Origin of the sequence: Grimontia kaedaensis, assembly GCF_023746615.1 — a bacterium.
In the GTDB taxonomy this organism is placed as follows: Bacteria; Pseudomonadota; Gammaproteobacteria; order Enterobacterales; family Vibrionaceae; genus Enterovibrio; species Enterovibrio kaedaensis.
In genome coordinates, this window is the sequence record NZ_CP082275.1 from 1592455 (window position 1) to 1618416 (window position 25962).

Sequence of the window (25962 nt, forward strand, 5' to 3'; positions counted from 1 at the left end):
AAAGAACACCCGTTAACAAGCGCTTGCTGAGACTAACGCTTGAATACAAAAACTAAATCCAATACGTGAAACCGTTCGTCAATAACGCCCCGATAGAGGGCAACCGCGAACAGAAAAGGAGTTCAACATGCCAAATAAAGAGCTAAGTGGAGCAGGGCTACGTGGTCAAAGTGCAGGGTCAACAGCGCTGTGTACTGTTGGAAAATCTGGCACAGGGCTGACTTACCGTGGCTACGACATTACCGATCTGGCGAACAACGCGCAGTTTGAAGAAGTCGCGCACCTGTTATTGCGTGGTCATCTGCCCAATCAAAAAGAACTCGACGATTACAAAACGCGTCTGGTGAGTCTGCGCGGTCTGCCGACAGAGCTGAGACAGGCTTTGGAACTCATTCCCGCTTCAGCGCACCCAATGGATGTGATGCGCACTGGCTGTTCGGTTCTGGGGAATCTAGAGCAAGAGAAGGATTTCTCTGAACAGTTGAACGCCACCGAGCGCATGCTTGCGTTGTTCCCAGCCATCATCTGTTACTGGTATCGCTTCAGCCACGACGGTGTGCGTATTGATACGGAAGACACGAGCGAAGATTGCACCGGCGGTTATTTCCTGAAAATGCTGACGGACAAAGCGCCGAGCAACCTGCACAAGCAAGTGATGCATTGTTCGTTGATCCTCTACGCAGAGCACGAGTTCAATGCCTCCACCTTTGCGGCGCGTGTGTGTGCGTCAACGCTGTCCGACCTGCACTCCTGTATTACGGCGGCCATCGGCACCTTGCGTGGTCCTCTGCATGGCGGGGCAAACGAGGCGGCTATGGAGATGATTGAAAACTGGCAAACGCCCGATGAAGCTGAGCAGAATATTCTGCGCATGCTGGAAAACAAAGACAAAATCATGGGCTTCGGTCATGCGATTTACCGTGAAAGTGACCCGCGTAATGCGCTCATCAAACGCTGGTCAGAAGAACTTTCTGAAGCGGTCGGCGATACCCACCTATATGCAGTATCAGAACGTGTTGAAGCCGTCATGAAGCGCGAGAAAGGCTTGTTCTGTAATGCGGATTTCTTCCACGCTTCTGCCTATCACTTTATGGATATTCCCACCAAATTGTTCACACCGATTTTTGTGATGAGCCGTTTGACAGGCTGGGCGGCACACGTATTTGAGCAACGTGAAAACAACCGCATCATTCGTCCGAGCGCCGATTACACCGGGCCAGAATCCCGCGATTGGTTGCCGATTGAGCAGCGTTAATGGGCGGAAATAGGAAACAGATGATGACGCAAAACAATACCCAATACCGAAGGCCGCTCGCGCAAACCGGACTCGACTATTTCGATGTTCGTGCAGCCGTTAATGACATTAAACCGGACGCTTACGACACCTTGCCTTACACATCCCGTGTATTGGCTGAACAACTGGTGCGTCGCAGCAATCCGGCGGATTTAAGAGCCTGCCTGACCCAGATTGTTGAAGGCAAAAAGGAACTTGATTTCCCTTGGTATCCCGCGCGCGTGGTGTGCCACGACATTCTGGGGCAAACCGCGCTGGTGGATTTGGCAGGCCTGCGCGATGCCATAGCAGACCAAGGTGGCGACCCTTCACAGGTTAATCCCGTGGTGGAAACCCAACTGATTGTTGACCATTCACTGGCCGTCGAACATGCGGGTTTTGAACCTGATGCGTTTGAAAAGAACCGCGCCATCGAAGAGCGTCGCAATGAAGATCGCTTCCATTTTATTGAGTGGTGTAAAACCGCCTTTAAAAACGTCAGCGTGATCCCGGCGGGCAACGGCATCATGCACCAAATAAACTTGGAAAAGATGTCGCCGGTTATCCAAAGCCAACAGGGCATCGCCTTCCCCGATACCTGTGTCGGCACTGACAGCCACACTCCGCATGTTGATGCATTGGGCGTGATAGCGATTGGTGTTGGTGGCCTTGAAGCCGAAACCGTGATGCTTGGTCGACCTTCCATGATGCGACTGCCGGACATCGTCGGTGTGAAATTGGTGGGCCAACGTCAGGAAGGCATTACTGCCACTGACATCGTCTTGGCACTCACTGAGTTTCTGCGCAACGAGCGCGTGGTGTCGAGCTATCTGGAATTCTATGGCGAAGGTGCACGAGCACTGACCATTGGGGACAGGGCGACTATCTCCAACATGACGCCGGAATATGGTGCGACCGCTGCTATGTTCTATATCGATGAACAGACCATCAATTACCTCAAACTGACAGGGCGCGAGCCTGAGCAAGTGGCGCTGGTAGAAACCTATGCCAAAACCGTTGGCTTATGGGCAGATGACTTAGAAAACGCCCAATATGAGCGTGTGCTGGAGTTCGATCTTTCCAGTGTGACACGTAACATGGCAGGCCCTTCAAACCCGCATCGCCGTTTGCCAACCAGCGAGCTTACGGAACGCTGTATTGCGTTAGCACAGGCACCAGTAGATTCAGAAGGCAGCATGCCGGATGGCGCAGTCATTATTGCTGCTATTACTTCCTGCACCAACACCAGTAACCCGCGCAACGTGGTTGCCGCTGGTCTGGTCGCGAAAAAAGCGAATGAGCTTGGCTTGGTGCGTAAGCCTTGGGTGAAAACCTCGTTCGCGCCAGGTTCCAAAGTCGCGAAGCTATATCTGGAAGAAGCAGGGCTGTTGTCTGAACTGGAACAGCTGGGCTTTGGCATTGTGGCGTATGCCTGTACCACCTGTAATGGCATGAGCGGTGCCTTGGATCCGGTTATCGAACAGGAAATTATCGAGCGCGACTTGTACGCGACAGCGGTGCTTTCCGGTAACCGCAACTTTGATGGCCGAATCCATCCGCACGCCAAACAAGCGTTTTTGGCGTCACCTCCGCTTGTGGTCGCTTACGCCATTGCAGGCACCATGCGCTTTGATATCGAACGCGATGCGTTAGGCACTGATGCCAACGGCAAGCCGATTTACCTTAACGATTTGTGGCCGACCGATGCAGAAATTGACGAGGTAGTGGGCAAGTCCGTCAAGCCAGAACAATTCCAACGTATTTACGTCGAAATGTTCGAGCAAGAAGAGAGTTCAAGCCTGAGCGAGCCGCTTTACGACTGGCGTCCAATGAGTACCTACATTCGCAGACCGCCTTACTGGGAAGGCGCCTTGGCAGGAGAGCGTACGCTGAAAAGTATGCGTCCGCTGGCGGTGCTGGGTGACAACATCACGACAGACCATTTATCGCCTTCCAATGCCATTTTGCCATCGAGCGCAGCGGGCGAATATCTGGCAAAAATGGGTTTGGAACCCGTCGACTTCAACTCTTATGCGACGCACCGAGGCGATCACCTGACTGCTCAGCGCGCCACCTTTGCTAACCCAAAGTTGCTCAATGAAATGGCGAAGGAAAACGGCGAAGTGATGCAGGGTTCATTAGCGCGCGTTGAGCCCGAAGGCAACGTCACCCGCATGTGGGAAGCGATTGAAACCTACATGGAGCGTAAACAACCTCTCATCATCATCGCTGGCGCAGATTACGGACAGGGCTCTTCACGTGACTGGGCGGCGAAAGGCGTTCGTTTGGCGGGTGTTGAAGCCATCGCAGCAGAAGGCTTCGAGCGCATTCACCGCACCAATTTGGTCGGCATGGGCGTTTTGCCTTTGCAGTTCAAGGCAGGCGTTAATCGTAACACCTTGGGGATTGATGGTACCGAGCTATATGACGTGGTGGGCGAGATAAAACCCGGCGCAGATTTGGCTTTGGTCATCACCCGATCCAACGGTGAAAAGCTTGATGTCGCCGTGACCTGTCGTCTTGATACTGAAGATGAAGTGAAGGTCTATCAAGCAGGTGGAGTGCTTCAACGCTTCGCGCAAGATTTCCTAGCGCAGTAGGTGGTGAGCATGAGTAAGAATTTAAAAATTCCTGCCACCTACATGCGAGGTGGCACCAGCAAAGGCGTTTTCTTCAGGCTGACAGATTTGCCTGTTGAAGCGCAATCGCCAGGTGCGGTGCGCGATGCCATTTTGATGCGGGTCATTGGCAGCCCAGACCCTTACAGCAAACAGATTGATGGCATGGGCGGCGCTACGTCCAGCACCAGCAAAACAGTGATTGTGTCTAAAAGTACCCGCGATGACCACGATGTTGATTACCTATTTGGTCAGGTCGCGATTGATAAACCCTTCGTTGATTGGAGCGGCAACTGCGGCAACCTTTCAGCAGCGGTCGGGCCATTCGCGGTACATGCAGGTTTGATTGCCAAAGAGCGCATGGTCGACAACGGCGTTATCTCTGTGCGTATCTGGCAAGCCAATATCGGTAAAACCTTGGTGGTTGACGTGCCAATGCGTGACGGGGAAGTAGAAGAGTCTGGCGATTTCGAACTCGATGGCGTGACCTTTCCCGCCGCCGAAGTACCAGTGGAGTTTCTTCACCCTGCGGGTGCGCCGGGTTCTCTGCTCCCGACGGGCAACCTTATCGACACGTTGGAAGTGCCGGAAGTTGGCGCTTTCCGCGCTTCATTTATCAATGCAGGCATCCCGACCATCTTCCTTGATGCGTCAGAGCTTGGCTATGAAGGCACAGAGCTGCAAGACGACATCAATAATGATGAGGAAGCACTGGAACGGTTTGAAAAAATCCGCGCTTATGGCGCTATCCAAATGGGTTTAAACCAAACCGTGGAAGATGCCCAAACCCGCCAGCACACACCGAAGATTGCGTTCGTTTCCCCGCCTAAAAGCTACCTGAGCTCTAGCGGGAAAAAGGTGGAAGAGGCCGAAATCGATGTACTCGTCCGAGCCTTGTCGATGGGCAAATTGCACCACGCCATGATGGGAACAGCAGCCGTGGCTATTGCCGCAGCAGCCTGTGTACCGGGCACTATCGTCAACTTGGCGGCTGGTGGTGGAGAAAGGGAAAACGTGGTGTTTGGTCATCCTTCCGGCACTTTAAAAGTCGGCGCGAAGGCACATCTCAAGCCCGAAGGCTGGTGGGTTGAAAAGGCAATCATGAGCCGCAGTGCCCGCATTTTGATGGAGGGACGTATTCATGTGCCTTCCAGCGTTCTAGAAGCGAACGAGCGCGGCGAAAGCTAACGTGCTCAGAAAGACATTTTGGAGGAATCAATATGTCTGGCTATCAACAGGAATACTTGAAAGCGCAAACCGAGCCAGAAGCCTTCTGGCGTGAGCAATCAGAACAACTTGATTGGTTTGAGAAGCCGAAAACCATTCTGGCCAACGACGAAAATGGCATTGAGCGTTGGTTTCCAGATGGCGTGATGAACACCGCCTGGCTGGCATTGGATTACCATTGCGAAAACGGGCGCGGCGACAAAACCGCGCTGATCCACGACTCCCCAGTCACAGCGAAAAGACAAGCTTACAGCTACTTTGAACTGCGCGACCAAGTGGCAAAAATCGCGGGTATGCTGGCTGGAATGGGCGTTGGGCGAGGCGATCGCGTGGTGATTTACATGCCCATGGTGGCGGAAGCCGCCATGGCAATGCTTGCCTGTGCCAGATTGGGCGCGATTCATTCCGTGGTCTTTGGTGGTTTTGCTCCTAACGAACTGGCGGTTCGCATTGAAGATGCAGAGCCAAAAGTGCTGATTACGGCTTCTTGCGGCATCGAAGTCAGCAAAGTGATTCCGTATAAACCGCTGGTCGACAAAGCCATAATGGACAGTCGTTGGAAGCCTGAAAAAGTGGTGGTGCTGCAACGTCCAGAGAGTGCTGCAACGTTAGACCAAGAACGCGATGTAGATTGGCGAACCGCCTATGAAGCGGCTCAGCCTCATGACTGTGTTCCTGTGCTCGCCACCGATCCGCTTTATATCCTTTATACCTCTGGCACCACAGGCAAGCCCAAAGGGGTAGTGCGCGATAACGGCGGGCATGCTGTCGCGATGAAATACTCGATGAATGCCGTGTACGACATGCCGCAAGATGGTGTGTTCTGGGCAGCGTCTGATGTCGGCTGGGTAGTGGGCCATTCCTACATTGTCTATGCGCCACTGATCCACGGGTGTACCACAATCTTGTTCGAGGGTAAGCCGGTTCGAACACCGGACCCAGGTGCCTTTTGGCGGGTATGCCAAGACTATGCAGTAAATGTGCTTTTCTCTGCACCGACGGCTTTCCGTGCCATCAAGAAAGAAGATCCAGATGGAAACTACGTCAATGAGTACGATTTAAGCTCGCTGAAATCCATCTTTATGGCAGGTGAGCGTCTCGACCCACCGACCTACGATTGGGTCGTCGAAAAAACCGGAAAACCGGTAATTGACCATTGGTGGCAAACCGAGACAGGCTGGGCGATTGCTTGTGACCCAATGGGTATTGAGGTAATGCCAGTAAAAGCAGGCTCATCGACAAAGCCAACACCGGGCTATCAAGTCGAAATACTCGATGCACTTGGTAATAGCCTCAAAGCCAACCAGCAAGGTTATGTGGCACTAAAACGGCCGTTGCCACCGAGCTGTTTGCCGACGGTATGGCGCAACCATGATCGTTTCGAGACGGGCTACCTCAGCCAATTCCCCGGCTACTATGTGTCTGGTGACGGCGGTTACTTGGATGAAGAAGGTTATCTCTTTATCATGGGCCGCATCGATGATGTGATAAACGTCGCCGGGCATCGCCTCTCAACCGGTGAAATGGAAGAAATTGTCGGCGCACATCCTGCTGTGGCTGAATGCGCGGTTATAGGTATTCATGACGAGCTGAAAGGGCAGCTTCCCGTCGGCTTTGTGGTGCTGAAAGATGGTGTCGACATAGCTTCAGACCAACTGGCTGGAGAGCTTGTCGCCAAAGTACGGGAAGAAATCGGCGCAGTGGCTTGTTTCAAGCTGGCCTTGGTTGTCGACAGATTGCCGAAAACACGTTCCGGTAAAATCCTACGCAGAACCATGCGTCAAATAGCCGATGGCGAACAGTATGTGGTGCCTTCAACGATTGATGACCCATCCAGCCTGAATGAGATTGAAAGGGTGTTAGAGCGGTAGGAGCGGTTGGTTATTTGGAATAGGAAGGGAGCAGATTGGCTCCCTTTTGCTATGAATAGCCCGTCCCAGACAACTGAACTCAAATTCAGCATGTTGAACTATTTATGGCGATTTCGAGGGTGACAGTGCACATCAATGTTACTTTTCTATTTGAGTCTCATACCCCCGATCAGAGTCAATTATGGTCTCTGGAACTAAAACTACTAATCATGACTTCCGCCGCGTTTTTGAGCGATTGATAGGTAACAAGCTCACTTACATCCGATTTCGCAGGAAGGGTAAAAAAGTCCCTAGGTAACAATGGTGTGTCTACATCAATGTTTAGTCCATGGTGTCGTGCAATGAGAACACAAATAAGTGCATCAATGGCCAAAATGTCCGATAACTGGAAATAACCTGATTTTCGGCCTTGCTGTTCGCAAGCTATTTTATGCACTGCGCTAGCCATTTCATTGATATCACGATTGAGTAAGCCGACAAAAAAGAGTGCCTCGCTCTTTGCATGATCTGATACGTCACGTTTCAAAACACTCTCAGTTTCTTGACCAAGGGTGGACATATCGCCACGAAGCGCCAGTTGAAAGAGCCAGAAACGGTGTTCATTGGTGCCAGGGATCGCCCTATTTTTGATGAATGTGTTGTAGTCATCGGCATCATTGGACCAGCGGAAAGATTTAGGGTCGAGGCTTGGAAAATCGCGCAGTGATTGCAACACCTGTTTCTTACCATTCAGTACTGCTAGCGCTAACACATCTCCTATGCCGTAATATTTAAGGTTGCCTAAGACAACGAGCTGAGGCTCCTCTTTGTTCCAATGATTCATTGATGCTTGAGAAACACTTTGCACCACGTCAGCACGTGGATAGATGGCATACAATGCCGCGGCTATCATGCTGGTTTTCGTCGGGTTTACTGCACAGGCCTTAACGGCTTTTGCAAAGCAAAAGTTCGAGGGTTCATCTTCAAAATGCAGGATTTCAAGCAAGCCACATAAGATTTTGGCTTTATCTTTCGGAATGGCGCTGTCTCCAGTGTAATAGTCCTTGACGTCGGAACTAAACTGAAAGGCTTGTTTCGGCAATGGTAGCTGCAGCATCATCGGCCAACATGTTGGATGATAAGATCGGTTTTTGCCAGAGCGTTTAAGCCATGCAGCAGGCACAACAAGTTCTGAATGGTGCAGTGAAATACCATGTTGTTTTGCAACGGTTAACAACAAAAACGCTGTCGGCGAGAATAAATAATCAGACCTGTAGAACTCATCCTTTTCTTGCTGGGCTTGCAAGAAATCCTTAGATAATTTGTCCAACGTGGTTTGCATTAACGCTGTGTTACCATCCAAAAGGCCGCGATAAAAGGTTAGTTCGGCATTGATGGCAGCGGGGATAGCGAGTACTTGACCAGTCATCACCCTTCCATATCTCCCCGCGTTATAGCTCTCTGTTAGCTCCTTAACAAAATGATCCAGCTCCTCAAATTGGCCCAAGAGCGCCAAACGGTGGAGATGCAGACTTTCACCTTTGTCATATTCCAGCACAAGATATGACTCATCCAACAAAGACAGTTCCTGACTGGTGATTTCATCAACCAACGCATGGCATTCTCCGAGCAGTGCAAGCACGAGCACCTCTATCATCGAATCCGATACAATGTCCTTAAGATCACAATACTTAAGATAGGCTTCCACCGCAGTCCATGCCCTGAAGCCTGTGATATCGCCAAACACATACCAAGATGTCAATGCATTGTAATTCGCACAACTAATGTAATCACTTTCGAATTCTGGCCATTGTGCGGTGTTTAACTCAGCATAATCGCCATATGCCATGTTAACCGCCAGTGTTTCTATCTGTTTTAGTCTCATGTGATTCCTCTGAGTTGAGGACAATAGGGCCATCAACTGAAGCCACTTCTTATCGGTCGTGACTGGTTTTATGGGGAGATCCTAAAATTAGCGCATATTGTCTTGCTGAGGTTATCTGGGCTCGGTTTTGGCTCTTATTTTTAGGGGCACTTAACACAGCGAGGCTGATTTGGCATTAAATCAGCGTTGGCAAAATCATACGCAGAACCATGCGCCAAATTGCCGATGGCGAACAATATGCGGTGCCTTCAACGATTGATGAACCGTCGAGCCCGAATGAAATTGAAAGGGTATTGCAGCGGTAGGAACGGTTGGTCATTTGGAATAGGAAGGGAGCCAGTTGGCTCCCTTTTGCTCATGGTCATCATCGCTCAAGTGTTTCAAAGTGGAACTTGTATTCACTGACACCGTCTATACGTACGCCTTTTTCCCTTAACTCAAGGTACTGCTTCATTTTAATAGTTCTGAAGTCCATGGCTTTCAGCGCAAGGATGATCCGCAGTTCATCCATTGAATGTGATTTTGCTTCAGAGCTGCATGTACCGCAGACAACATGGGTCTTCGGCTTAAAGCCAACCTGATTAAGCCAGTGCAAGTCTTTGGGTTCTTTACGTGTACCGCAGAAGTAGCATTGATTCTCTTGTTTCAATGCCGCCTGTTCCCTTAATTCCTTCGGACTTGGTGAATTGGCTGATTGGGAATTTTTAGCCTTCTTATTACCACCGAACTGGGGAAACTGAACGACATTAGACATTGGGTTTGGCCTTATTAATTGAGTTGTACCCAAACAACCTGAATATGAGCATCTTCAGGTCGTTTGGGTATATACAGCTAGTATTTTGCCAGAAAATGATCATAATCTCGCGACAAAACACGGGAAGAAAAATGACCATGACTGATTTTCAATATTACTTTCACCAACTGCCTTGTTTTAACTGCAAAAACACCACAGTAAGTACTGATCTTGGTTGGTTAACCCCAGCGATGAAAGACGATGTTGTTGCCCAAATCGCAGCGATTATTGCGCAAGGCAAGGTTGAACCGGATCTTTCAGTGAACGTGACATGCTCGAAACAGGAAGCGCGCGATTACTTGCTGTTGAACTTCTTCGGCTATTCAGAAGAAGAACTCGCGAATCAAGTTAAAGCGGAAGATGAGCAAGAAGTTCAGGATGAAATCGCAGAGCTTCTTGCTGACGGAAGTGATAAAGCTGTTTTCGAGCATGAAGTCGCGCTGCAAAGCTGCACTGACTGCGACATTGACTAATCGCGAAATCTCGCGTTAAGCCAAGTGTGACTGCGGGGCTTATGATGTTCTGAAGAAAAAGGCGCTATCAAACAAGGGTTTGATAGCGCCTTTTTGTTTTTGCGGTGATTGAATCGTTCGCCGAGGTTCAATCACATTCGTCCAGTGATACTGGACCTTGCAGCTCTTTCAGGATCATCTTTTGAATATCGATGCCCAAGCTCATCACGATCAGGCTCCAGTTAAGGAATGGCAATGAACCGTTTGCAATGCCGCGTGCAAAGTTATTGGCATTCCAATTAAATACCTCTGACAGCTTTTCGGTGGTCAGCGCTTCGTAATTATCGTTATCTATCAGATTGCTGAACTGCTCACTGGTGGGACACACAAACTTGTCATTAGGCCTGAAAGCCGTCGGTTTAAAATAAGAAAGCACTCTTCTTACGATAACTTCAATCACTTCACCACTGCTTTGGATATTCGGCTTGCCAGCGAGCGCGCACAAGAAGCACCAGCATGGGTAAGGGATGGTTGAAACGTTGTCAGGTTCGTTTTTATAACGCGCCGTCCACGCATTGATATTCTTTTGCTGGATGCCTGTTACGCTAACCAATTGATTCGAATCGTAGCCGTTATCTTTTAATAGGTTGATCACTTCGGCCACTTCTGACACCAAAGGCTTGGTCCATCTACTGTATGGAGTAAGTGTTGCTTCTCTGATCATAATTAAACTTGTTTATAAACAAATATTTAGTTTGCTTCTGTTTGACATTACCCGAGATCATACGTGTTCAGGCTGATAAGTCTACTTTTATCGGGAATGGTGACAGAGATGGTTTTCTTTCTAACTTGTTTAATGACCTTTCAGAAGAGACGAAGTTATCGACAAAAGTGAGAAGAAACCGACTACCTAAAGTCATGATGACTTCGAGCGCAGAGCGCTTTAACCTTCTATCTATCTTTGCTTTTTCCACAAAACTGACACGCATCCCGCTTTACATCCACGCTATAGTCTGATGAGTCTTTTTTTGACAATAAAAAGTGAGCTGTGCGTGGCGCAGCAGGGTAGGATGCCCAATAGATAATCAGCCAAACAAACAGGGAAAAGTGATATGGCGGTAGAGCAGGGTGTAGTTGAAAGCCTGAATGCGATGTGGGCGACGCCTTATGGTGTGGCAGCGAAATATATCTTTATCTCAGGCATTGTGTTGCAGATTGTTTTATTAATCACGCGATACAAAATGCCTGTGGTAGATGCATTACTGGCGGTAGTTGGTTTCAAGCGCGTTCAGAACCGTGATAAGTGGTTCAACATTTTGCACTTCTCTGTGATCGTCATTCCCCTCGCGTTACTTTCACTGGCAATGTGATTTTTTACTGTGCGATGAAATCCCCAGATGCAGGCATTTTGGGTTGAATTGATAGCTTGAGAGATTCGCTTTCGACAAATACCGATTGGTTTTGTTTATGTTTGAGCTGTTTTGGAACAGTACTCGACCGCAAATGTGATTCATGAATTACCATAGAGGCATCAATTGGCTTACCATTTTTTACTGTGCTGAATTTGCGGGCAGTCTGGTTGGTTTTTTTACAGAAAAAGATAGCTAAATATCCAGACCGAACAGTATTTTTTATCTGCCTCAGATATATAGATAAATTCTCTACACATTAACAAAATGGAACTTGTTATGACTTCACTTATTGTTTCTATCGTTATTATTTTGGCTATCGCGGTGCTCATAGTCAGCATTTACAACAAGCTCGTGACGCTGCGTAATCGTTTTAAAAACAGTTTTGCTCAAATTGAGGTTCAGCTAAAACGTCGTTATGACCTTATTCCGAATCTTGTGAGCACGGCGAAAGGCTACATGGAACATGAAAAAGAGACCTTCGAACGTGTGATTCAGGCGCGTAATCAAGCAATCTCTGGCTTGAAAGCGGCAAGTGATGCGCCAGACAGTGATGCTGCAATTAGCCAACTGGCTCAAGCCGAGGGCATGCTACAAAACGCGCTAGGTAAGTTGAATGTGGTTGTAGAGGCTTACCCAGAGCTAAAAGCCAACGAAACCATGAGTCAACTGCAAGAAGAACTTACCAGCACGGAAAACAAGGTCGCCTTTGCTCGCCAAGCATTTAACGACGCTGTCACCACTTACAACACTTACAAGCAAACTTTCCCTCCAGTGTTGTTTGCGAATATGTTTGGTTTCCAGGATGGCAAACTACTGGAATTTGCGGACAGTGAAGCAATCCAAGAAGCGCCAAAGGTTGAGTTCTAATGAATTTCTATGACCATCAAGATACCGCGCGGCGACGCACCGGGCTTTTGGTGTTTCTGTTTTCCTTAGCAGTATTAATCATTACTGGTCTAGTCAGCGTGCTATCCATTGGCATCTATTATTCAGTGACTGGGGAGCCCTTTGACGAACGAACCGCGATTATCTATGCCTTATTCTGCTTTGCAGGCGTCATATTGGTCGTAGCAGTCAGCTCCATGATTCGGCTTTATGAGCTGTCTTCACATGGGGGGCATGGTGTCGCAGAGAGTATTGGTGGGAAGCTTATTTCTTCTAATACGACAAATACCAAGCATAGGCAGCTGTTGAATGTTGTCGAAGAGATGGCAATCGCTTCGGGTATTCCTGTTCCTCCTGTTTATCTTTTAGCGGAAGAGCGCGGTATTAATGCCTTTGCCGCTGGTATGAGTATTGATGATGCGGTTATTGGGGTAACACAAGGCGCGCTAGACAACTTCACCCGTGATGAATTGCAAGGTGTTATCGCGCATGAGTTTAGCCACGTTTTGAATGGAGATATGCGCTTAAATACACGCTTGATTGGTGTATTGTTTGGTATCACATGTATTGCGCATCTGGGTCACTTGGTTTTAGACAATACGCACCATGCAAGATCCTCATCGAGAAGCTCTTCAGATTCGGGTAAGGCCTTTGCAGTGATCATGCTAATTGCGATTGTTTGCTTGATACTAGGTTGGGTTGGCACCTTGTTTGGGTCCATGATCAAAGCCGCAATTTCACGTCAACGTGAATTCTTAGCAGATGCCAGCGCTGTTCAGTTTACCCGCAATGACCACGGAATCGCGGGTGCGCTTAAGAAGATAGGCGGGCACTCGTCGGGATCTGGTTTGGATGCCAAAGCAAGTAAGCAAATGAGTCATATGATGTTTGGGCAGAGTCAACTGACCGGTTTCACCGGATTCTTTGCCACGCACCCCCCACTTGAAGAGCGTATTCGTCGTATCGAACCAAACTGGGACGGAAGTTTTGCTCACAAAAGCCAGCAAAAAGCGTCTGAGTTTGGGAGTGAACAAGTCAGTGGGTTCGCTTCAAATAGCGACTCTACTCTACAAGAGAATGTTGCAACTTCAACTGAGATGAGCGAAATCGGTAAACAGCTCATTAGCCAACTACCTGAAGAGCTGGTTGATATAGCTCGTGAGCCATACAGTTCGCGCTTTATTGCTTTGATGCTGATATTTGATGGTAGTGACATACAGCGCAGGATGATCAAAGGTCATGTCCCAATGGTCTCTCAAGCCGCACTGCTACCTTGGTTGGACTACCATCTGCCACTTCATTTGAGGCTTCCTCTTTTAGAGTTAGCGATTCCTGCGCTGAAAGCCTTGAGTGAAGGGCAAAAAAACAGGCTCTGCGAAGTGCTTCGAGAGCTATCCAAAACGGATGGTCATTACTCCTTGTCGGAGTGGTGTGTCATTAACTTAGTGGAAAAGCATCTCATTGGTCCTTTTGGCACAACTCGTCAGAATAAAAGCCTGAAACAACTAGAGGACAGCGTGCATTGGTTATTGCGGGAGTTAGCATGGGTGACTCATTCAGAGCAAGATGGCGCAGAGCGCGCTTTCAATACAGCGCTTACGTCTTTGGGTTTCGCTGAAACCACACTCCAAGATGCTAATAATAACTGGCGATTGAGTCGAGCGATGCTAGAGACGTTGCTTCAACTTAAAGCGCCACATAGAAGTAAGTTTGTAAAAGCTTGCCGGTTAGCCATCGAGTCTGACGGTAAAATCACAGTGGCAGAAGGTGAACTTTATCGAGTGATTGCTTGTTTCTTGGAGGTGCCGGAGCCTCCACTTACCGTCACTAGTTAAACCGAAGTTATTTGGCTCACCACTCAAATCTGAGGCTTGATTTATGAGACTGGCCTGCGATTTTAAGACTCCAGATATAGGGGAGGTGGGTTTTGACACCGAAGGGAGTCAACTGACTCCCTTTGTGTTAGGACTGGGTCATTACTGACCCAAAGTGACTTTGAGATAGCAAACCTCAACGATCTATCCCTGAGTATTTGCATCAGACTTTTGAATGACAAACTAGTGTTGTACAGATAACCACTTTTGACTCATTTCTCCGCACTAAATCACTCTGGATCGAGCAAGTCCAGATAAGGTGTACGAGATTATAAAAACACCCATTTTCCTTATGTTTAATGACATAAGTTGTTTTGAATGTTGTGATGGCGATTGCCTTACTCAATACGGGAAAAGTGCCTTTACATCTAGACTCATCAATTCGTTCAGTGCTTGTAAGCCTGATTCCAGCCGCTTTTCAGAGCTAATCGCCATCAGAGAGAGCCTCACATGGTTGCTTGTCCCCCCGTTGGTGACAAAGTAACTTCCACTCGTAACGATTATTCCTCGGTTTTTCGCTTCCATTGCAAAGCGTTCAGGTTGCCATTGCTGAGGGAGTGGTAGCCAAATGTGGTAACCAGAAGAAACAGATCCGTTCAGGGAAGCCAGAGTGTTTCGTGCCAATATCTGGCGTTCCGCGGCTGTCACCCTTTGAGCTTCTGCTATTCGAAAGGCTTCACCTGATTCGATAAGGACGGTGGCCACTGCGTAGTTCATCGGTGACGATAGCCAGATATTGGCGCGAATGTGGGCGTTTAGCAGGTCTACCTTGTTATCCGGTACTTTAATGTATCCACATCGCATTGCCGGGCTGAGTGCTTTTGAAAGTGCTGATATATGAAATGTAAAATCGGGAGCGAAATTGGCAATTGGCTCAATCGGTTGCTCGTCGAGAAAACAGTAGATGTCATCTTCTACCAACCACGTTTTGTGTCGGTTGATAACATCGGCGATAGCGCGTTTTCGTGATTCAGGCATGCTTATGCCTGTGGGGTTTTGGTGGGAGGGGACTAATACGACCAGTGTTGGCTTGTGCGATTTGATAACATTTTCGAGTGCGTTTGGACAAGCGCCATGATGGTCCATCTCTATGCCGACAACACTTCTACCTGACAGGCTTGCTATGGCGAGAATGCCAGGATAAGTCAACGATTCAACAGCAATGGTATCGCCAGGTTTAGAGAGCGTTTCAATCAGCAGTGACAAAGCATGTTGTGCGCCATTTGTCAGTAAAGTATTCCCACTGTGCCCGCCTTTCAGCCCATATTTTTTTGCCCAAGCTACGCCTGAAAGACGATGAGATTCGTGACCACTGTCTTCTACATAGCCGATCAACGCAGGTGTAAGCTGCTCGGCCGTCTGACGATAGGCCTGTTGGAGGGATGGAACATTTTTGTAAAGACATGGCTGTAAGAGAGAAAAGTTGTAAGTGTTTTCTTCATCCTTTGGGGCCTGAATTGCTTGGTTCAACTCAGAATGCCCACAAACAAAAGTGCCACGCCCGACAAATGATTCTAATTGCCCTTTGTCAGCAAGCAGTTTGTAGGCCTTCGCAACGGTCACGGGCGTCGTGCTCAGCTCATCAGCCAGTATGCGGTGGGTTGGAAGTTTCGTGTTTGGCGGATAGTCGCCATTAACAATTCTTTTTTCGATTACGTCCGCTATATCTCTGAATTTACTGTTGCTCACATTGTTTCTCCTACTTGAATCAGCAAAATAATAGCTCATTACATATGTTATTTCCTTCCTAAACTTCACATATCTTTTATCTTTTTCATATTGACATATGTTAATGCGTGGAATTAAACTAGCCAAGTTCACTACAACATCAGAATAGGCATAGGGAAATGTTGCAACAAAAAATGGAAATAGTTAAAGACCCGCGTATACGTGAAATCCACATACCGTACGAAGCAGCAACGAAGCTGAGGAATGCTTTTGCCAGCCTGAGGTTGGATGATGATAAATCATTCATAAAAACAAAAACTTGGTTTGGAAGTACGGTTAGGTATTGCCTTCCAGAACATCAGATAAACATCATTCAAGACTTCAAAGAATCAGACGAAAGTTGTGCACTTATTATTCGAGGTCTGCCGATAGACTCTGATCTAGGTGCAACTCCTTATAATGGCTATATCGCTCCCTCGAAGACTCCACTCGCAAGTGGATGTCATATTGGGATATATCAATTGGCTGGTATTGAACCTATTTCGTTTCAAACTGAAAATCAGGGTTTATTATTTAGACACGTAGTACCAAACCCAAAAGCCCGTACAGAGAAATCATCTCATGGTTCTACTCACACCTTTGGCCATCATGTAGATAACCCAGACCTTCCTTTGGCATGTGAGCGCCTAACAGATAAGAGTGGGTGTCCAGAATTCCTTTCTTTGATGGCCATGCGTTCTGACCTAAGCGTTCGCTCTAACTTTGTTCTAGTAGACGACCTTTTAACGGGGCTAAGCGCTGGCGTTATTGACGAATTGTTAAAGCCAAACTTTAAGATAAGCAGGCCTGATTCTTTCGGACAGGCAATTTCAACAGTTCTGCCAATATTGGTCATGGATGATTATGGAACGGCTTACTGTCGCTTTGACAAAGAAAATGTTACGCCCCTAACAGAGAGTGCCGCTGCAGCATTGCTTATGTTTGAAGCAAGGTTGAATGACGAATCATTGAAACACTATTTGGTTTACCAACCTGGTGATCTACTTCTTATTAAAAACCAACGCATATTGCACAGCCGTGAAGGATTTCAACCTCGGGATGATGGTGCAGATCGTTGGCTAATTCGCCTTTTTGGTATGAGTTCACTGGATCGGATTGTGACAGTGTATGACGACAGAAAATATATAGGAAAAGACTAAAAATGAGTATGGAAGCAATGAAAGTCACGTTTATCGGTTTGGGTGTGATGGGATACCCAATGGCCGGGCATCTATCAAAAGCAGGCTTTGATACGACGGTTTATAACCGAACAATAGAGAAAGCCAAAGCTTGGGCGGATACCTTTAAGGGGCAGTATCGTTCGACACCGGCACAAGCTGCGACGTCAGCAGATGTTGTTGCTATTTGTGTTGGAAATGATGACGACGTGAGAGCTGTTGTTTATGGCGAGGAGGGTGTTCTCGCTTCAATGAAACGCAATTCAGTACTTATCGATCACACCACCACGTCCGCCGAGTTAGCTGAAGAACTTGCGAATGCGTGTGCAAACAAAGGCGTTCACTTCATCGATGCACCAGTCTCTGGGGGGCAAGCGGGTGCGGAAAATGGATTGTTAACCATCATGTGTGGTGGTGAACCAGACATTTTCGATGGCGTCTCACCCGTACTCAATGCATACGGCCGTCAGTTCACTCTAATGGGGGATCATGGTCAAGGACAACGCTGCAAAATGGTGAACCAAATCTGTATCGCTGGCGTGTTGAAAGGATTGAGTGAAGCACTCTTACTGGCGCAAAAAGCGGGGTTGGATACTGCTCAGGTCGTTGATGTTTTAAAACATGGGGCAGCAGGGTCTTGGCAAATGGAAAATCGAGCCGTCACCATGTCTCAGCAGAAATTCGATTTCGGTTTTGCCATAGACTGGATGCGAAAAGATCTGGGTATTTGCAAGGACGAAGCAAAGAAATATGGCCTTCAGTTGCCCTTGATAGAAACCGTCGATCGAGAATATTCACAACTCCAAGCACAGGGTCACGGCCGCTCGGACACCTCCGTGCTCATCAAAGCATATGAATAACAAATTCAAAGGAATGAATCATGGAATGGTTAGGGAATGATATTACGTTTTGGGTGCTTATTGCCTTAATGCTGTCGGCATTTGCTGCCGGGTTTATCGATTCGGTAGCAGGCGGAGGCGGGCTAATACTTGTGCCATCTTTTATTCTTGCCGGATTGCCACCACAGGTAGCGCTGGGCCAAGAAAAAATCGTGAGCACACTAGGTACAATCGCTGCAATCAGAAACTTTATTAAGAATAAAAAAGTCGTTTGGACAGCGGTTGCAACAGGGATACCCGCTGGTTTGATTGGCGCCTATGCCGGGGCAGAGGCCATTCTCTATTTTGACCCAGAGACGATTGGTAAGATCATCCTGGCGATGCTACCGATAGGGATCATCTTTTCCTTTCTTCCTAAAGGAAAAGTAAGTGACGAAACGGAAAAGCCTGTGAGCAAAGGCGTGCTCTTGTTTGGTGTGCCTGCAGCGGTGTTTGTGATTGGATTTTATGATGGTTTTTTTGGTCCAGGTACAGGCAGTTTCTTGATATTGGCGCTGCATTATTTACTCAGATTTGAACTGGTGGCTGCGTCTGCAACGTCCAAGCTATTTAATTTTGCATCCAATATTGGCGCGCTGATCGCTTTTATGATTGCAGGTCATGTGCTTTATCTTCTGGCATTGCCTTTGGTAGTAATGAACCTGCTGGGCAATCACGTTGGTAGTTCGTCGGCGATGAAGTACGGGCCAAAACTGATACGTAGAACCATTTCTGTCTCGCTCAGCCTTTTGATGTTCTCGCTTGGATATAAGTTCCTGATTGCCTAATAATGCCGTGTAGCCACCGCTCATTTTGTTGTGTCGGTGGCTTTCTATCGAATACCCAATTGTCACTGACTTTATAGACGTTCGTGAGCAAGAGTATGCCCAAACCCAGTTTATCCGAACTGCACTGCTTAGAGTTCTAAGCCTAAGCCGCTTGTCCCTACTCGTACTAGGCTGATATCCACTAGCACATTTTTGCCCCAAAGTGAGCCAGCATCATTTTTGATGAGGTGTTTAAAAGTCTCCTATTCACCCTACTTTTTATAATCCGAAACGTGCTTTTCCACTGTTGATACACACAGTAAATGCAAAGGTGTCGCATAATACCGAAGTACGCCGTTTTGGGGCGTTTTCACAAGGCCATTTTTAGCACTGCGAGAAAGGGCTTTTAAAACATAGAAAAAGCCACTTTAAAAATACAGTGGCTTGTTATTGTTGGACACAATGGTGTGTTTAATAGCCCCATTTTGGTGTTGAATACACTGTTATGTAAAACGGAGTTGAAATGCTTAATGAAGTTAAACCCTAAAAAGTTTTTCCGAATAGCCTTTCCTTTAATTGTAATTGGGTTTACAGGCTTCCTTCTCGATACCGTGTATGAAGTAATATCCGGTAGAGGCCATGAATATTATATATCGGGTGTAGGTCATAGATTGACACCTTCTGGTGTGTTGGTTCTTTTGTCAGTTATACCTTTTGTACTATTGATAGGCTGGTACGCCAGATATCGTACAGATAAAGAGGAAAAGGACTTCCAGAAGAAGTACGGCTCAAAAAGAAAAAAAAGATAGCCATCTTAGCTTCGATTAGTTTTTACATAACAAGGCCATGAAACATCGCGCCCTTCGGGCGCTGGACTCGCAAAAAAGTGCTCGCCGTTTATGGCAGCTTTATGCCCAAAGGAAGCACCGATTGAGTAGCGAAGATTGGTATAGAAACGAGGAGTGGTGCGAAGAAATTGAAATCAACTTCTTCGAGAACTTTAAGCGTGCTCGCCGAAAAGAAAAGTATTTGCGAATTCAGGCTTGTACAATTGCCAGTACAGAACCTGATGTTGCACTTTCACTACTAGAGCAATACTTCGAGCTAAACGATGACTTTGATCATGCTCAGGCTTACTGTGATATGGCGACTGCATATATCGCTAAAGGTGAAATGGAAAATGCAATCAATTCTTACAGTAAGGCCTTAGAGCGAGAGTCGGCATTTCCAAATCTAAAAACCGATGCATATATTCTCTATCCACTGCTTATCGCAGAGAATAAGCTTACTAAATTGTATCAGTCTGCCAACGAAGTCCTAGAGGAACACCAGAAGCGGTTAATGTTTCCAGTCGATCATTTTCGGTGGCATGCTGCAAAGGCAATCATTTCCTCCGGAAGCGGTAACAACGATCAGGCAGCCAATCATGCCAGCCAGGTATTTGATGCTGCTCAAATTAAAAAGTCAGGTTGTCGTTTTCATCAAAACCTTGGCTTGGTGGGCAAAGAATATAAAGGCGTGGTAAATGAGCTTCGTGCCATACACGCATAACAAGGCGCTCAAGCAAGGACGCGCGCCGCTTAGTTTAGCAATCATCAACAAACGAGGCTTATCTTATGTCTATTACAAACAAATCAGACGCAGAGATTCTAGCAATTGCTTTACCTATGATTGATGCTGTTATTAATGCTTCAAATCAACAAGATTGGACTTCCTTTTGTGCCTATCAAACACAACAGGAGGCTCTTGACCCAGATAATAAAGCCGCTGTTCTGAAAGCATGGAGAGAACAAGTACTGTTTACATCTTTAAGCCTCGATAGGGAGGTCTTGGGCGTACTGCGTAATGATCAAGTTGCACAAATAATCTGGAAGCAAACCAGCACAAAAGTAGCGGGTGAGTATCTAGCTCGCTATTTCGTCCAAGAAATAGACCAAGAGATAAAAGAAGTCGGTTTTTTAATCGATTAACTCGCACATAACAAGGCCATCAAACATCGCCCTGGACCTCCCCCGATTTAGTGGACACACATTTCAGTCCATAGAGGGGGCCTTATGCCAGCCTACAAATCAGGAAAAAAGACAGCGGAATATTCACTAAACTTTAAACGTAAAGCGGTGGAGTGGAGCTTTCAAAGTCACCGCACAGTCAAGTCAGTTGCAGAAGCATTAGATATCCATCCGTTTATGCTTTCGAAGTGGCGACGGGCTTACCTAGATGGAGTGTTTGGTATGCCTAAAGTCCCTCCAAAATCGCAGAATAAGCCAAAATCACAAGACGAAATATCTGCATTAAAACAGCGTATTGCAGAGCTTGAAGAGGAAAATGACATCCTAAAGGAGTGGCAACGATTTCAAGCAGAACAAAGGCGCAAGCCTTCCGATTCATAAAAGCGTTCACTGGTGTGTATTCTGTGAAGTTAATGTGCCTGCACCTTAGGGTGTCACGTAGTGGCTACTACGCGTGGTTGCAACGTGGTGTATCTAAGCATGCACAGATAGACAAGGTGCTGGGCGAAAGAATAGCGCTTTTGCACAAACGTAGTGAAGGCAGATATGGTAGCCCGAAAATACACGAAGCGTTGAAGCAGGAAGGCGTCAGAGTGGGTAAGAAACGCGTAGCTCGCCTGATGAAAGAGGCCGGATTAAAGGCACGCGTTGACAGAGTCTATCGCCGTCGAAACAAAAGTAGAGCGTTCTTCAAAGGGCTCAAAAATCGTCGTAGAGAGTTGTCTAAGCCCTTAAAAATTAACCAGCAATGGTCGTCGGACGTGACCTACATTCGAGTCGGCAACAAGTGGGGATACTTAGCCGTTGTCATCGATTTATGTTCGCGGAAAATTGTGGGTTGGTCTTTAAGTCATCGACTAGACACGGACTTGACCATGCTCGCAATCACGAAGGCGGTGAGAGCTAGGAAGCCTAAGCAAGGGTTATTATTCCATACAGATAGAGGTCGTGAATATTGCGCGGATCGAGTACGTCATTACCTGAGCAGTATCGGTGCAATGCAAAGTATGAATCGTCCTGGTCATTGCACAGATAACGCGGAAGTGGAGTCCTTCTTCAAAACGCTGAAAGGCGAATTAATTAAGGATGCGTTTATTGGAAGTTTGGTGCAGCTTGAAGAGAAACTCCGGCGATACATTGATTACTTTTACAACCGAACACGACTCCATGGGAGTATCGGTTATGTATCTCCAATAGCGTTTGAGAAACAACAGATTTAGGTAATTAGGTGTCCGCTTAATCGGGGGAACATCACCCCCTACGGGGGCTGGACTCGCAAAACGCGCTCGCCGTTTATGGCGGGCGTTATGTTTACTTCAATAGCGCTGGTAAGGAAACCATATGGAAATAAATGAAGAACTATCTCTTAAGATTAAAGAAATATGCGATGAGGGGGATGTCTTCATCGAGTTGGGAGAGTATCGCAGTGCTTTTGATAACTTCGAAGAAGCTCTTGACCTTATCCCCACTCCAAAAGAATCATACTCTGTCACTGCGGGTGTCATGGCTGGACTTGGAGATGTCTATTTTAAATCAGGTAGTTTTGAGCAAGCTAAAGAGACCTTTTCTGCCTCTATGTACTGTGTTGGCGCAATAGGCAATCCGTATCTTCACCTTCGATTAGGTCAATCTCAGTTTGAGTTGGGCAATACAAACAAAGCAATTGATGAATTAGCACGGGCGTACATGGGGGCTGGGAAAGAAATTTTTGAGTCTGATGATCCTAAGTATTTCGACTTTCTTACGTCTAAACTTTCACCACCCGCGGGCGGAGAGTGGTAAACATAACAAGGGCATGAACGAGGGACGTTTACTCGTGGCGCTTTTTTATAGAAACACCGTGATTTAGGTATTCCGATACGTTTGGGCTAGTAAACGCCCGTTATGCTGACGTTATGCATTTAAAGAAAGGGAAAGCTTTGGTTGGTAGAAAATGGGACATTGAAGTTGGCGGTAAAACAAAAGATGAACTGCTGTTGCTGCTATCGGAGAGCAAAACTAGCTTTAATGCTTATGCAGTACTTCTGTTTATGTCAGAAAAGTTCCTGACTCATCAAAAAACAAAAAATGTAACAGTAGTCGCGTTAAGTGCTGAAGAACTTGGGTTTAAAGCGGGAGCTATTTATTCGGATATTGTTGGTGCGGCAACCTCTAGAGGCTTAGAACTTTGCTCCTTGGAGTTAGCGGCGAATTTTCGATTACAATATATAGAACAAACAAATAGCAGCCAAATCACAGTGGCTTCGCGTGAAATTTTTGATGACAAAGTCTATCCAAACGGTTTTTATCTGAGAGCTAATGACGAAGAACTATGGCTTAGAGGTTATCGTGCTAGTGATGACTGGGTTTGGGCAGCAGATAGCGTTTTTGCTTTCGTACTTTCGTAGAACCAACTGCATAACAAAGGTTTAAAGGGGACTAAAAACACTGGATCATTTTTAGTCTTTTCAAATTTTAGTGGTTAAGGTGGTTTTTTGCGTGAATCGTGTGTTTTTAGCCCCTTAAGCCGACGTTGTGTGTCAAGCGAGAATATGCAGGAAATGAGGAAAGCACAGCTTCTGAAATTGATAGGTTCTCTTATTAAGGCTGCCGATGGTGATCTCGTAAACAAACCGAGTTGCTTTCCATGCCCGGCTGAACAGCACGAATACTACAAAGTTATCCGAGACTGTTTTCAAGTTATCTATACCGATGCGGATTATACAAAGTCTCAAGCATTTATCATCGAAATGATGGGAAAGTCAGATGGCTTCATTAAAATGAAATCCAAGATACTTTTAATACCAGCTAAGCGTAAATCACATAGAGAAAAGTTACTCGCAAAACTTTCCGATTTAAATCAGATTGATAATGCTTTAGTTGATATAAATGTTGAACATGAGCCTTTGTTTAGAAAAGCTATCGTAAAAAAATGGGGACAGGCATTCTAATAAAATCTATAGCCCTTCACCCTCTCCGACTTAGTGCATCCCCCAACATTGGCGGCATTCAGTTAGATATGCCTGCCATATGTGTCGAATCGACGAACTTTTTCTATCCTTTAAGTCTTTTTCAAAAAGCCGAAAACTCAGATGAGTATCTGATAAGTTTGAAACAACGAGTAAAAGTGGAAATTAGTAGTCAGGCAGTCGGAGCCCAGACATCCTTTGGCGATTAAGGTGAGGCAATGCAGCTTTAACAGCCGATTCTGAGCCTACAATGGAGCCGCGCTCTATGCGCGTACAAGTGTTTAACCAACAATCAGGCTCTAATCCAAGCCGCTCAAGCAAAGGTGGAAAGGAATTTTCAACATAACCACGTTTGTCGTCCCGTATTTGTCGCCCTGTCCACTCAACCAGCTCCAAATAATCCATCAACCGAAAAGGTATACCGTCAGGCATGTTCTCTCTTGGATTACCGGAAAATGGAAACAAGTAGGGTGCTGTGGTTTCATCTCTTAACAGGGAATCCAAACGGGCTTTTACCGCGGTATGTGCAGACTGCTCAGGTGTAGGTGCTAACGCAGCACGAACAGGGTTTAAATCCACATAGGCCATCGCAGCCGCTAACGCTTTTTCATCCAGTAGTGCCTGGCTCTTGAAACGTCCTTCCCAAAAGTGCCCAGTACATTTGTCTTCTCGGTTTGCCTCGGTGGCAATGTGCTGATTAAGTAAGCGCATAAACCAACTGATCGACGTTAAACGCTCTCGCCAACTTTCAACGATTTCCAAACTACGTTATGTTTCTGATGCTGAGAGCTTGTCACCCCGCAGCCACCGCTGAACTAACAAGGGGCCTTGATGAAACACCAGCCAGCGCTCTGCAATATCGAATGGAGATAATGATTTTACCTGCTCTGTGTTGATATGAAGTACAACATGATAGTGGTTGCTCATGATGGCGTAGGCACAAACATCTATACAGAATGACTGCGCTAGCACTAGTAATCGCTTCTCTATCCACCCTCTTCGGTGTTCATAGCTTTTTCCATCCGTTTCATCAACACCACAGAGAAACGAGCGACGAACGCACCGTGAAACGCAATGGTAGTAAGGCGTGGCATCAACACTGATGAGAGAAGAACGGGATTTAGTCACAGGCATCGTATTCTTTTTGGCTATCAATGCGATTCAACATACCGAGACCAGAGCATCATTTCACATTCAATCAAGCAGTATGAGAGCGCAAAGATAAGACGATGAAACTGACTGTTTTATGATTTTCTAAAGTGCCTGTCACCTTTTTTCTCGTCGATGTTGCACCTCCAGATGAATATAAACACACAGTTTGGCAAGGATTCGCTTAAATGTAACACGTGTTAGTCAAAGACCTTTGCGCAAATTCCGCTTGCTACTTGAAGAGAGCGTAGTGGCCATCGATAAAATGATCCGTCTTCATTTTCAACCAAAGCATAGATTCGGACTCCGCAATCACTGTCGTCTTCCTTGAGCCTTACGGAGTGCACGATTTCGTAGTCCCAACCAGGTTGGGGAGTAAAAGAAAACGTTGTAGCACACCGTAATCCCACGCTAATTGCTGTTGAGTCTCCGAACTTGATTGTGTAACCGTCTGTAGATATCGCACCAAAATGCTGAACCAAAGCGGGCAATTCATACTCTTTGACTGATTTTGAGTCGTGTTCGAGTGAAGGCATACCAAGGAGTTCGTTATTGATATCACCTTGTTCGTCCACGCCACCTTTCTGTATTGTTGTTATAAAGTGTTGTTCACCTTCGCAGCCGTCTTTGTCGAAAGAATACACGTGCGAATAGAGGTCTGATGTTGCCACATATCTAACTCTCGCTTTGTCTTCTGGCGGATTGGTCTGGTTAGCGCATCCTGATAAAACGATTGTCGCAGCGATTAATATCCGTCTTTGTCCCAATGTTCTGCTCCTATGTAAATTTGAAGGGCAGTATATTTGTGACAGCCAAAAGAAGGCTAACACCGAGATCCTATTTTTAGACGGACTTCTGTTCCTTAAGCTTTAATTTCGGCTGAAGACTGATAGTGGCATAAAGGATACTGTAATCAGTGTCCGTTGCCGCTGTTTGTAAGATGGCTGCATCAGCTATCCGTAAAAATCTGGTATTTTCTTCGACTATGGCCAGCTAAAGTCTATGGGAAATATATGAGTCTTCTGGCTTTCATGGCGTAGCCTGTTTGGGTGTGTTC

22 protein-coding genes and 1 pseudogene are annotated in these 25962 nt (G+C 46.7%); 17 read left to right on the forward strand and 6 right to left on the reverse strand.

Translation table 11 applies throughout. The features are described from left to right. Positions 1 to 127: 127 nt before the first annotated feature. Genes prpC through K6Q96_RS07475 form a run of 4 tightly spaced genes read left to right on the forward strand, consistent with a single transcriptional unit; the run spans position 128 to position 6989 of the window. A complete protein-coding gene (prpC, locus tag K6Q96_RS07460; RefSeq protein WP_251879149.1) occupies positions 128 to 1255 on the forward strand; it encodes a bifunctional 2-methylcitrate synthase/citrate synthase in 1128 nt (375 codons plus the stop codon). A gap of 20 nt (positions 1256 to 1275) precedes the next feature. Further along, complete coding sequence (gene acnD, locus K6Q96_RS07465; RefSeq protein ID WP_251879151.1) at positions 1276 to 3873, forward strand: Fe/S-dependent 2-methylisocitrate dehydratase AcnD; 2598 nt, start codon at positions 1276 to 1278, stop codon at positions 3871 to 3873. Positions 3874 to 3882: 9 nt separating this feature from the next. Continuing rightward, entirely contained in the window at positions 3883 to 5079 is a 1197-nt protein-coding gene (gene prpF / locus K6Q96_RS07470) for a 2-methylaconitate cis-trans isomerase PrpF (RefSeq protein WP_251879153.1), read from the forward strand. 32 nt (positions 5080 to 5111) lie between these two features. Next, positions 5112 to 6989 (forward strand): propionyl-CoA synthetase, encoded by a 1878-nt coding sequence (locus tag K6Q96_RS07475; protein ID WP_251879155.1) that lies wholly within the window; start codon positions 5112 to 5114, stop codon positions 6987 to 6989. Positions 6990 to 7164: 175 nt separating this feature from the next. Here the strand turns inward: K6Q96_RS07475 and K6Q96_RS07480 are convergent, their stop codons facing one another. Further along, positions 7165 to 8853, reverse strand: a complete 1689-nt coding sequence (locus K6Q96_RS07480; protein ID WP_251879157.1) for an immunity 49 family protein — start codon at positions 8851 to 8853, stop codon at positions 7165 to 7167. A 364-nt stretch (positions 8854 to 9217) separates the two neighbouring features. After that, positions 9218 to 9607, reverse strand: coding sequence for a hypothetical protein (locus tag K6Q96_RS07485; RefSeq protein ID WP_251879159.1), 390 nt, complete (start codon positions 9605 to 9607; stop codon positions 9218 to 9220). A 137-nt stretch (positions 9608 to 9744) separates the two neighbouring features. On the opposite strand from K6Q96_RS07485, the gene K6Q96_RS07490 reads away from it, so the two are divergent. Further along, on the forward strand, positions 9745 to 10119 hold the full coding sequence (locus tag K6Q96_RS07490) for a hypothetical protein (protein ID WP_251879161.1): 375 nt from the start codon (positions 9745 to 9747) through the stop codon (positions 10117 to 10119). Positions 10120 to 10246: 127 nt separating this feature from the next. On the opposite strand, the gene K6Q96_RS07495 is transcribed toward K6Q96_RS07490, so the two are convergent. Next, positions 10247 to 10822 carry a hypothetical protein gene (locus K6Q96_RS07495; RefSeq protein WP_251879163.1) on the reverse strand — a complete coding sequence of 192 codons (576 nt, stop codon included), beginning with the start codon at positions 10820 to 10822 and terminating at the stop codon, positions 10247 to 10249. Between the two features lie 388 nt (positions 10823 to 11210). On the opposite strand from K6Q96_RS07495, the gene K6Q96_RS07500 reads away from it, so the two are divergent. The 3 genes from K6Q96_RS07500 (at position 11211) to K6Q96_RS07510 (ending at position 14230) form a co-directional block, all read left to right on the forward strand. After that, on the forward strand, positions 11211 to 11468 hold the full coding sequence (locus K6Q96_RS07500; protein WP_002535099.1) for a hypothetical protein: 258 nt from the start codon (positions 11211 to 11213) through the stop codon (positions 11466 to 11468). A 318-nt stretch (positions 11469 to 11786) separates the two neighbouring features. Further along, the gene (locus K6Q96_RS07505) at positions 11787 to 12377 is read left to right on the forward strand and encodes a LemA family protein (protein WP_251879165.1); all 591 of its coding nucleotides are present in this window, start codon (positions 11787 to 11789) and stop codon (positions 12375 to 12377) included. Continuing rightward, positions 12377 to 14230, forward strand: coding sequence for a M48 family metallopeptidase (locus K6Q96_RS07510; protein WP_251879167.1), 1854 nt, complete (start codon positions 12377 to 12379; stop codon positions 14228 to 14230). Before K6Q96_RS07505 ends, K6Q96_RS07510 begins: the two co-directional genes overlap by 1 nt. Positions 14231 to 14611: 381 nt before the next feature. Here the strand turns inward: K6Q96_RS07510 and K6Q96_RS07515 are convergent, their stop codons facing one another. Continuing rightward, on the reverse strand, positions 14612 to 15958 hold the full coding sequence (locus K6Q96_RS07515) for an aminotransferase-like domain-containing protein (RefSeq protein ID WP_251879615.1): 1347 nt from the start codon (positions 15956 to 15958) through the stop codon (positions 14612 to 14614). A gap of 158 nt (positions 15959 to 16116) precedes the next feature. Here K6Q96_RS07515 and K6Q96_RS07520 point away from each other — a divergent pair, with 158 nt between their 5' ends. The 9 genes from K6Q96_RS07520 to K6Q96_RS07560 all read left to right on the forward strand — a co-directional run bounded on the left by K6Q96_RS07520 (position 16117) and on the right by K6Q96_RS07560 (position 23738). After that, positions 16117 to 17136, forward strand: a complete 1020-nt coding sequence (locus tag K6Q96_RS07520) for a TauD/TfdA family dioxygenase (protein WP_251879170.1) — start codon at positions 16117 to 16119, stop codon at positions 17134 to 17136. Positions 17137 to 17144: 8 nt separating this feature from the next. Then, complete coding sequence (locus K6Q96_RS07525; RefSeq protein WP_251879616.1) at positions 17145 to 18014, forward strand: NAD(P)-dependent oxidoreductase; 870 nt, start codon at positions 17145 to 17147, stop codon at positions 18012 to 18014. A gap of 20 nt (positions 18015 to 18034) precedes the next feature. After that, entirely contained in the window at positions 18035 to 18820 is a 786-nt protein-coding gene (locus K6Q96_RS07530) for a TSUP family transporter (RefSeq protein WP_251879172.1), read from the forward strand. Positions 18821 to 19729: 909 nt separating this feature from the next. Then, a complete protein-coding gene (locus K6Q96_RS07535) occupies positions 19730 to 20350 on the forward strand; it encodes a tetratricopeptide repeat protein (RefSeq protein WP_251879174.1) in 621 nt (206 codons plus the stop codon). A 65-nt stretch (positions 20351 to 20415) separates the two neighbouring features. Further along, complete coding sequence (locus tag K6Q96_RS07540; RefSeq protein WP_251879176.1) at positions 20416 to 20769, forward strand: hypothetical protein; 354 nt, start codon at positions 20416 to 20418, stop codon at positions 20767 to 20769. Positions 20770 to 20853: 84 nt separating this feature from the next. Further along, a protein-coding gene (locus tag K6Q96_RS07545) for an IS3 family transposase (protein WP_251875508.1) occupies positions 20854 to 22028 on the forward strand; the annotation gives its coding sequence in 2 pieces (ribosomal slippage) (positions 20854 to 21139 and positions 21139 to 22028; 1176 coding nt in all). A 121-nt stretch (positions 22029 to 22149) separates the two neighbouring features. Next, complete coding sequence (locus K6Q96_RS07550; protein ID WP_238030531.1) at positions 22150 to 22590, forward strand: tetratricopeptide repeat protein; 441 nt, start codon at positions 22150 to 22152, stop codon at positions 22588 to 22590. A 113-nt stretch (positions 22591 to 22703) separates the two neighbouring features. Continuing rightward, positions 22704 to 23195, forward strand: a complete 492-nt coding sequence (locus tag K6Q96_RS07555) for a hypothetical protein (RefSeq protein ID WP_251879178.1) — start codon at positions 22704 to 22706, stop codon at positions 23193 to 23195. Between the two features lie 129 nt (positions 23196 to 23324). Beyond that, the gene (locus tag K6Q96_RS07560) at positions 23325 to 23738 is read left to right on the forward strand and encodes a hypothetical protein (RefSeq protein ID WP_251879180.1); all 414 of its coding nucleotides are present in this window, start codon (positions 23325 to 23327) and stop codon (positions 23736 to 23738) included. Between the two features lie 183 nt (positions 23739 to 23921). On the opposite strand, the pseudogene K6Q96_RS07565 reads toward K6Q96_RS07560, so the two are convergent. Both K6Q96_RS07565 and K6Q96_RS07570 read right to left on the reverse strand, forming a co-directional pair. Then, positions 23922 to 24884 (reverse strand): annotated as a pseudogene (locus tag K6Q96_RS07565) (transposase). 221 nt (positions 24885 to 25105) lie between these two features. Next, complete coding sequence (locus K6Q96_RS07570) at positions 25106 to 25672, reverse strand: hypothetical protein (protein WP_251879182.1); 567 nt, start codon at positions 25670 to 25672, stop codon at positions 25106 to 25108. Between the last annotated feature and the right edge of the window lie 290 nt (positions 25673 to 25962).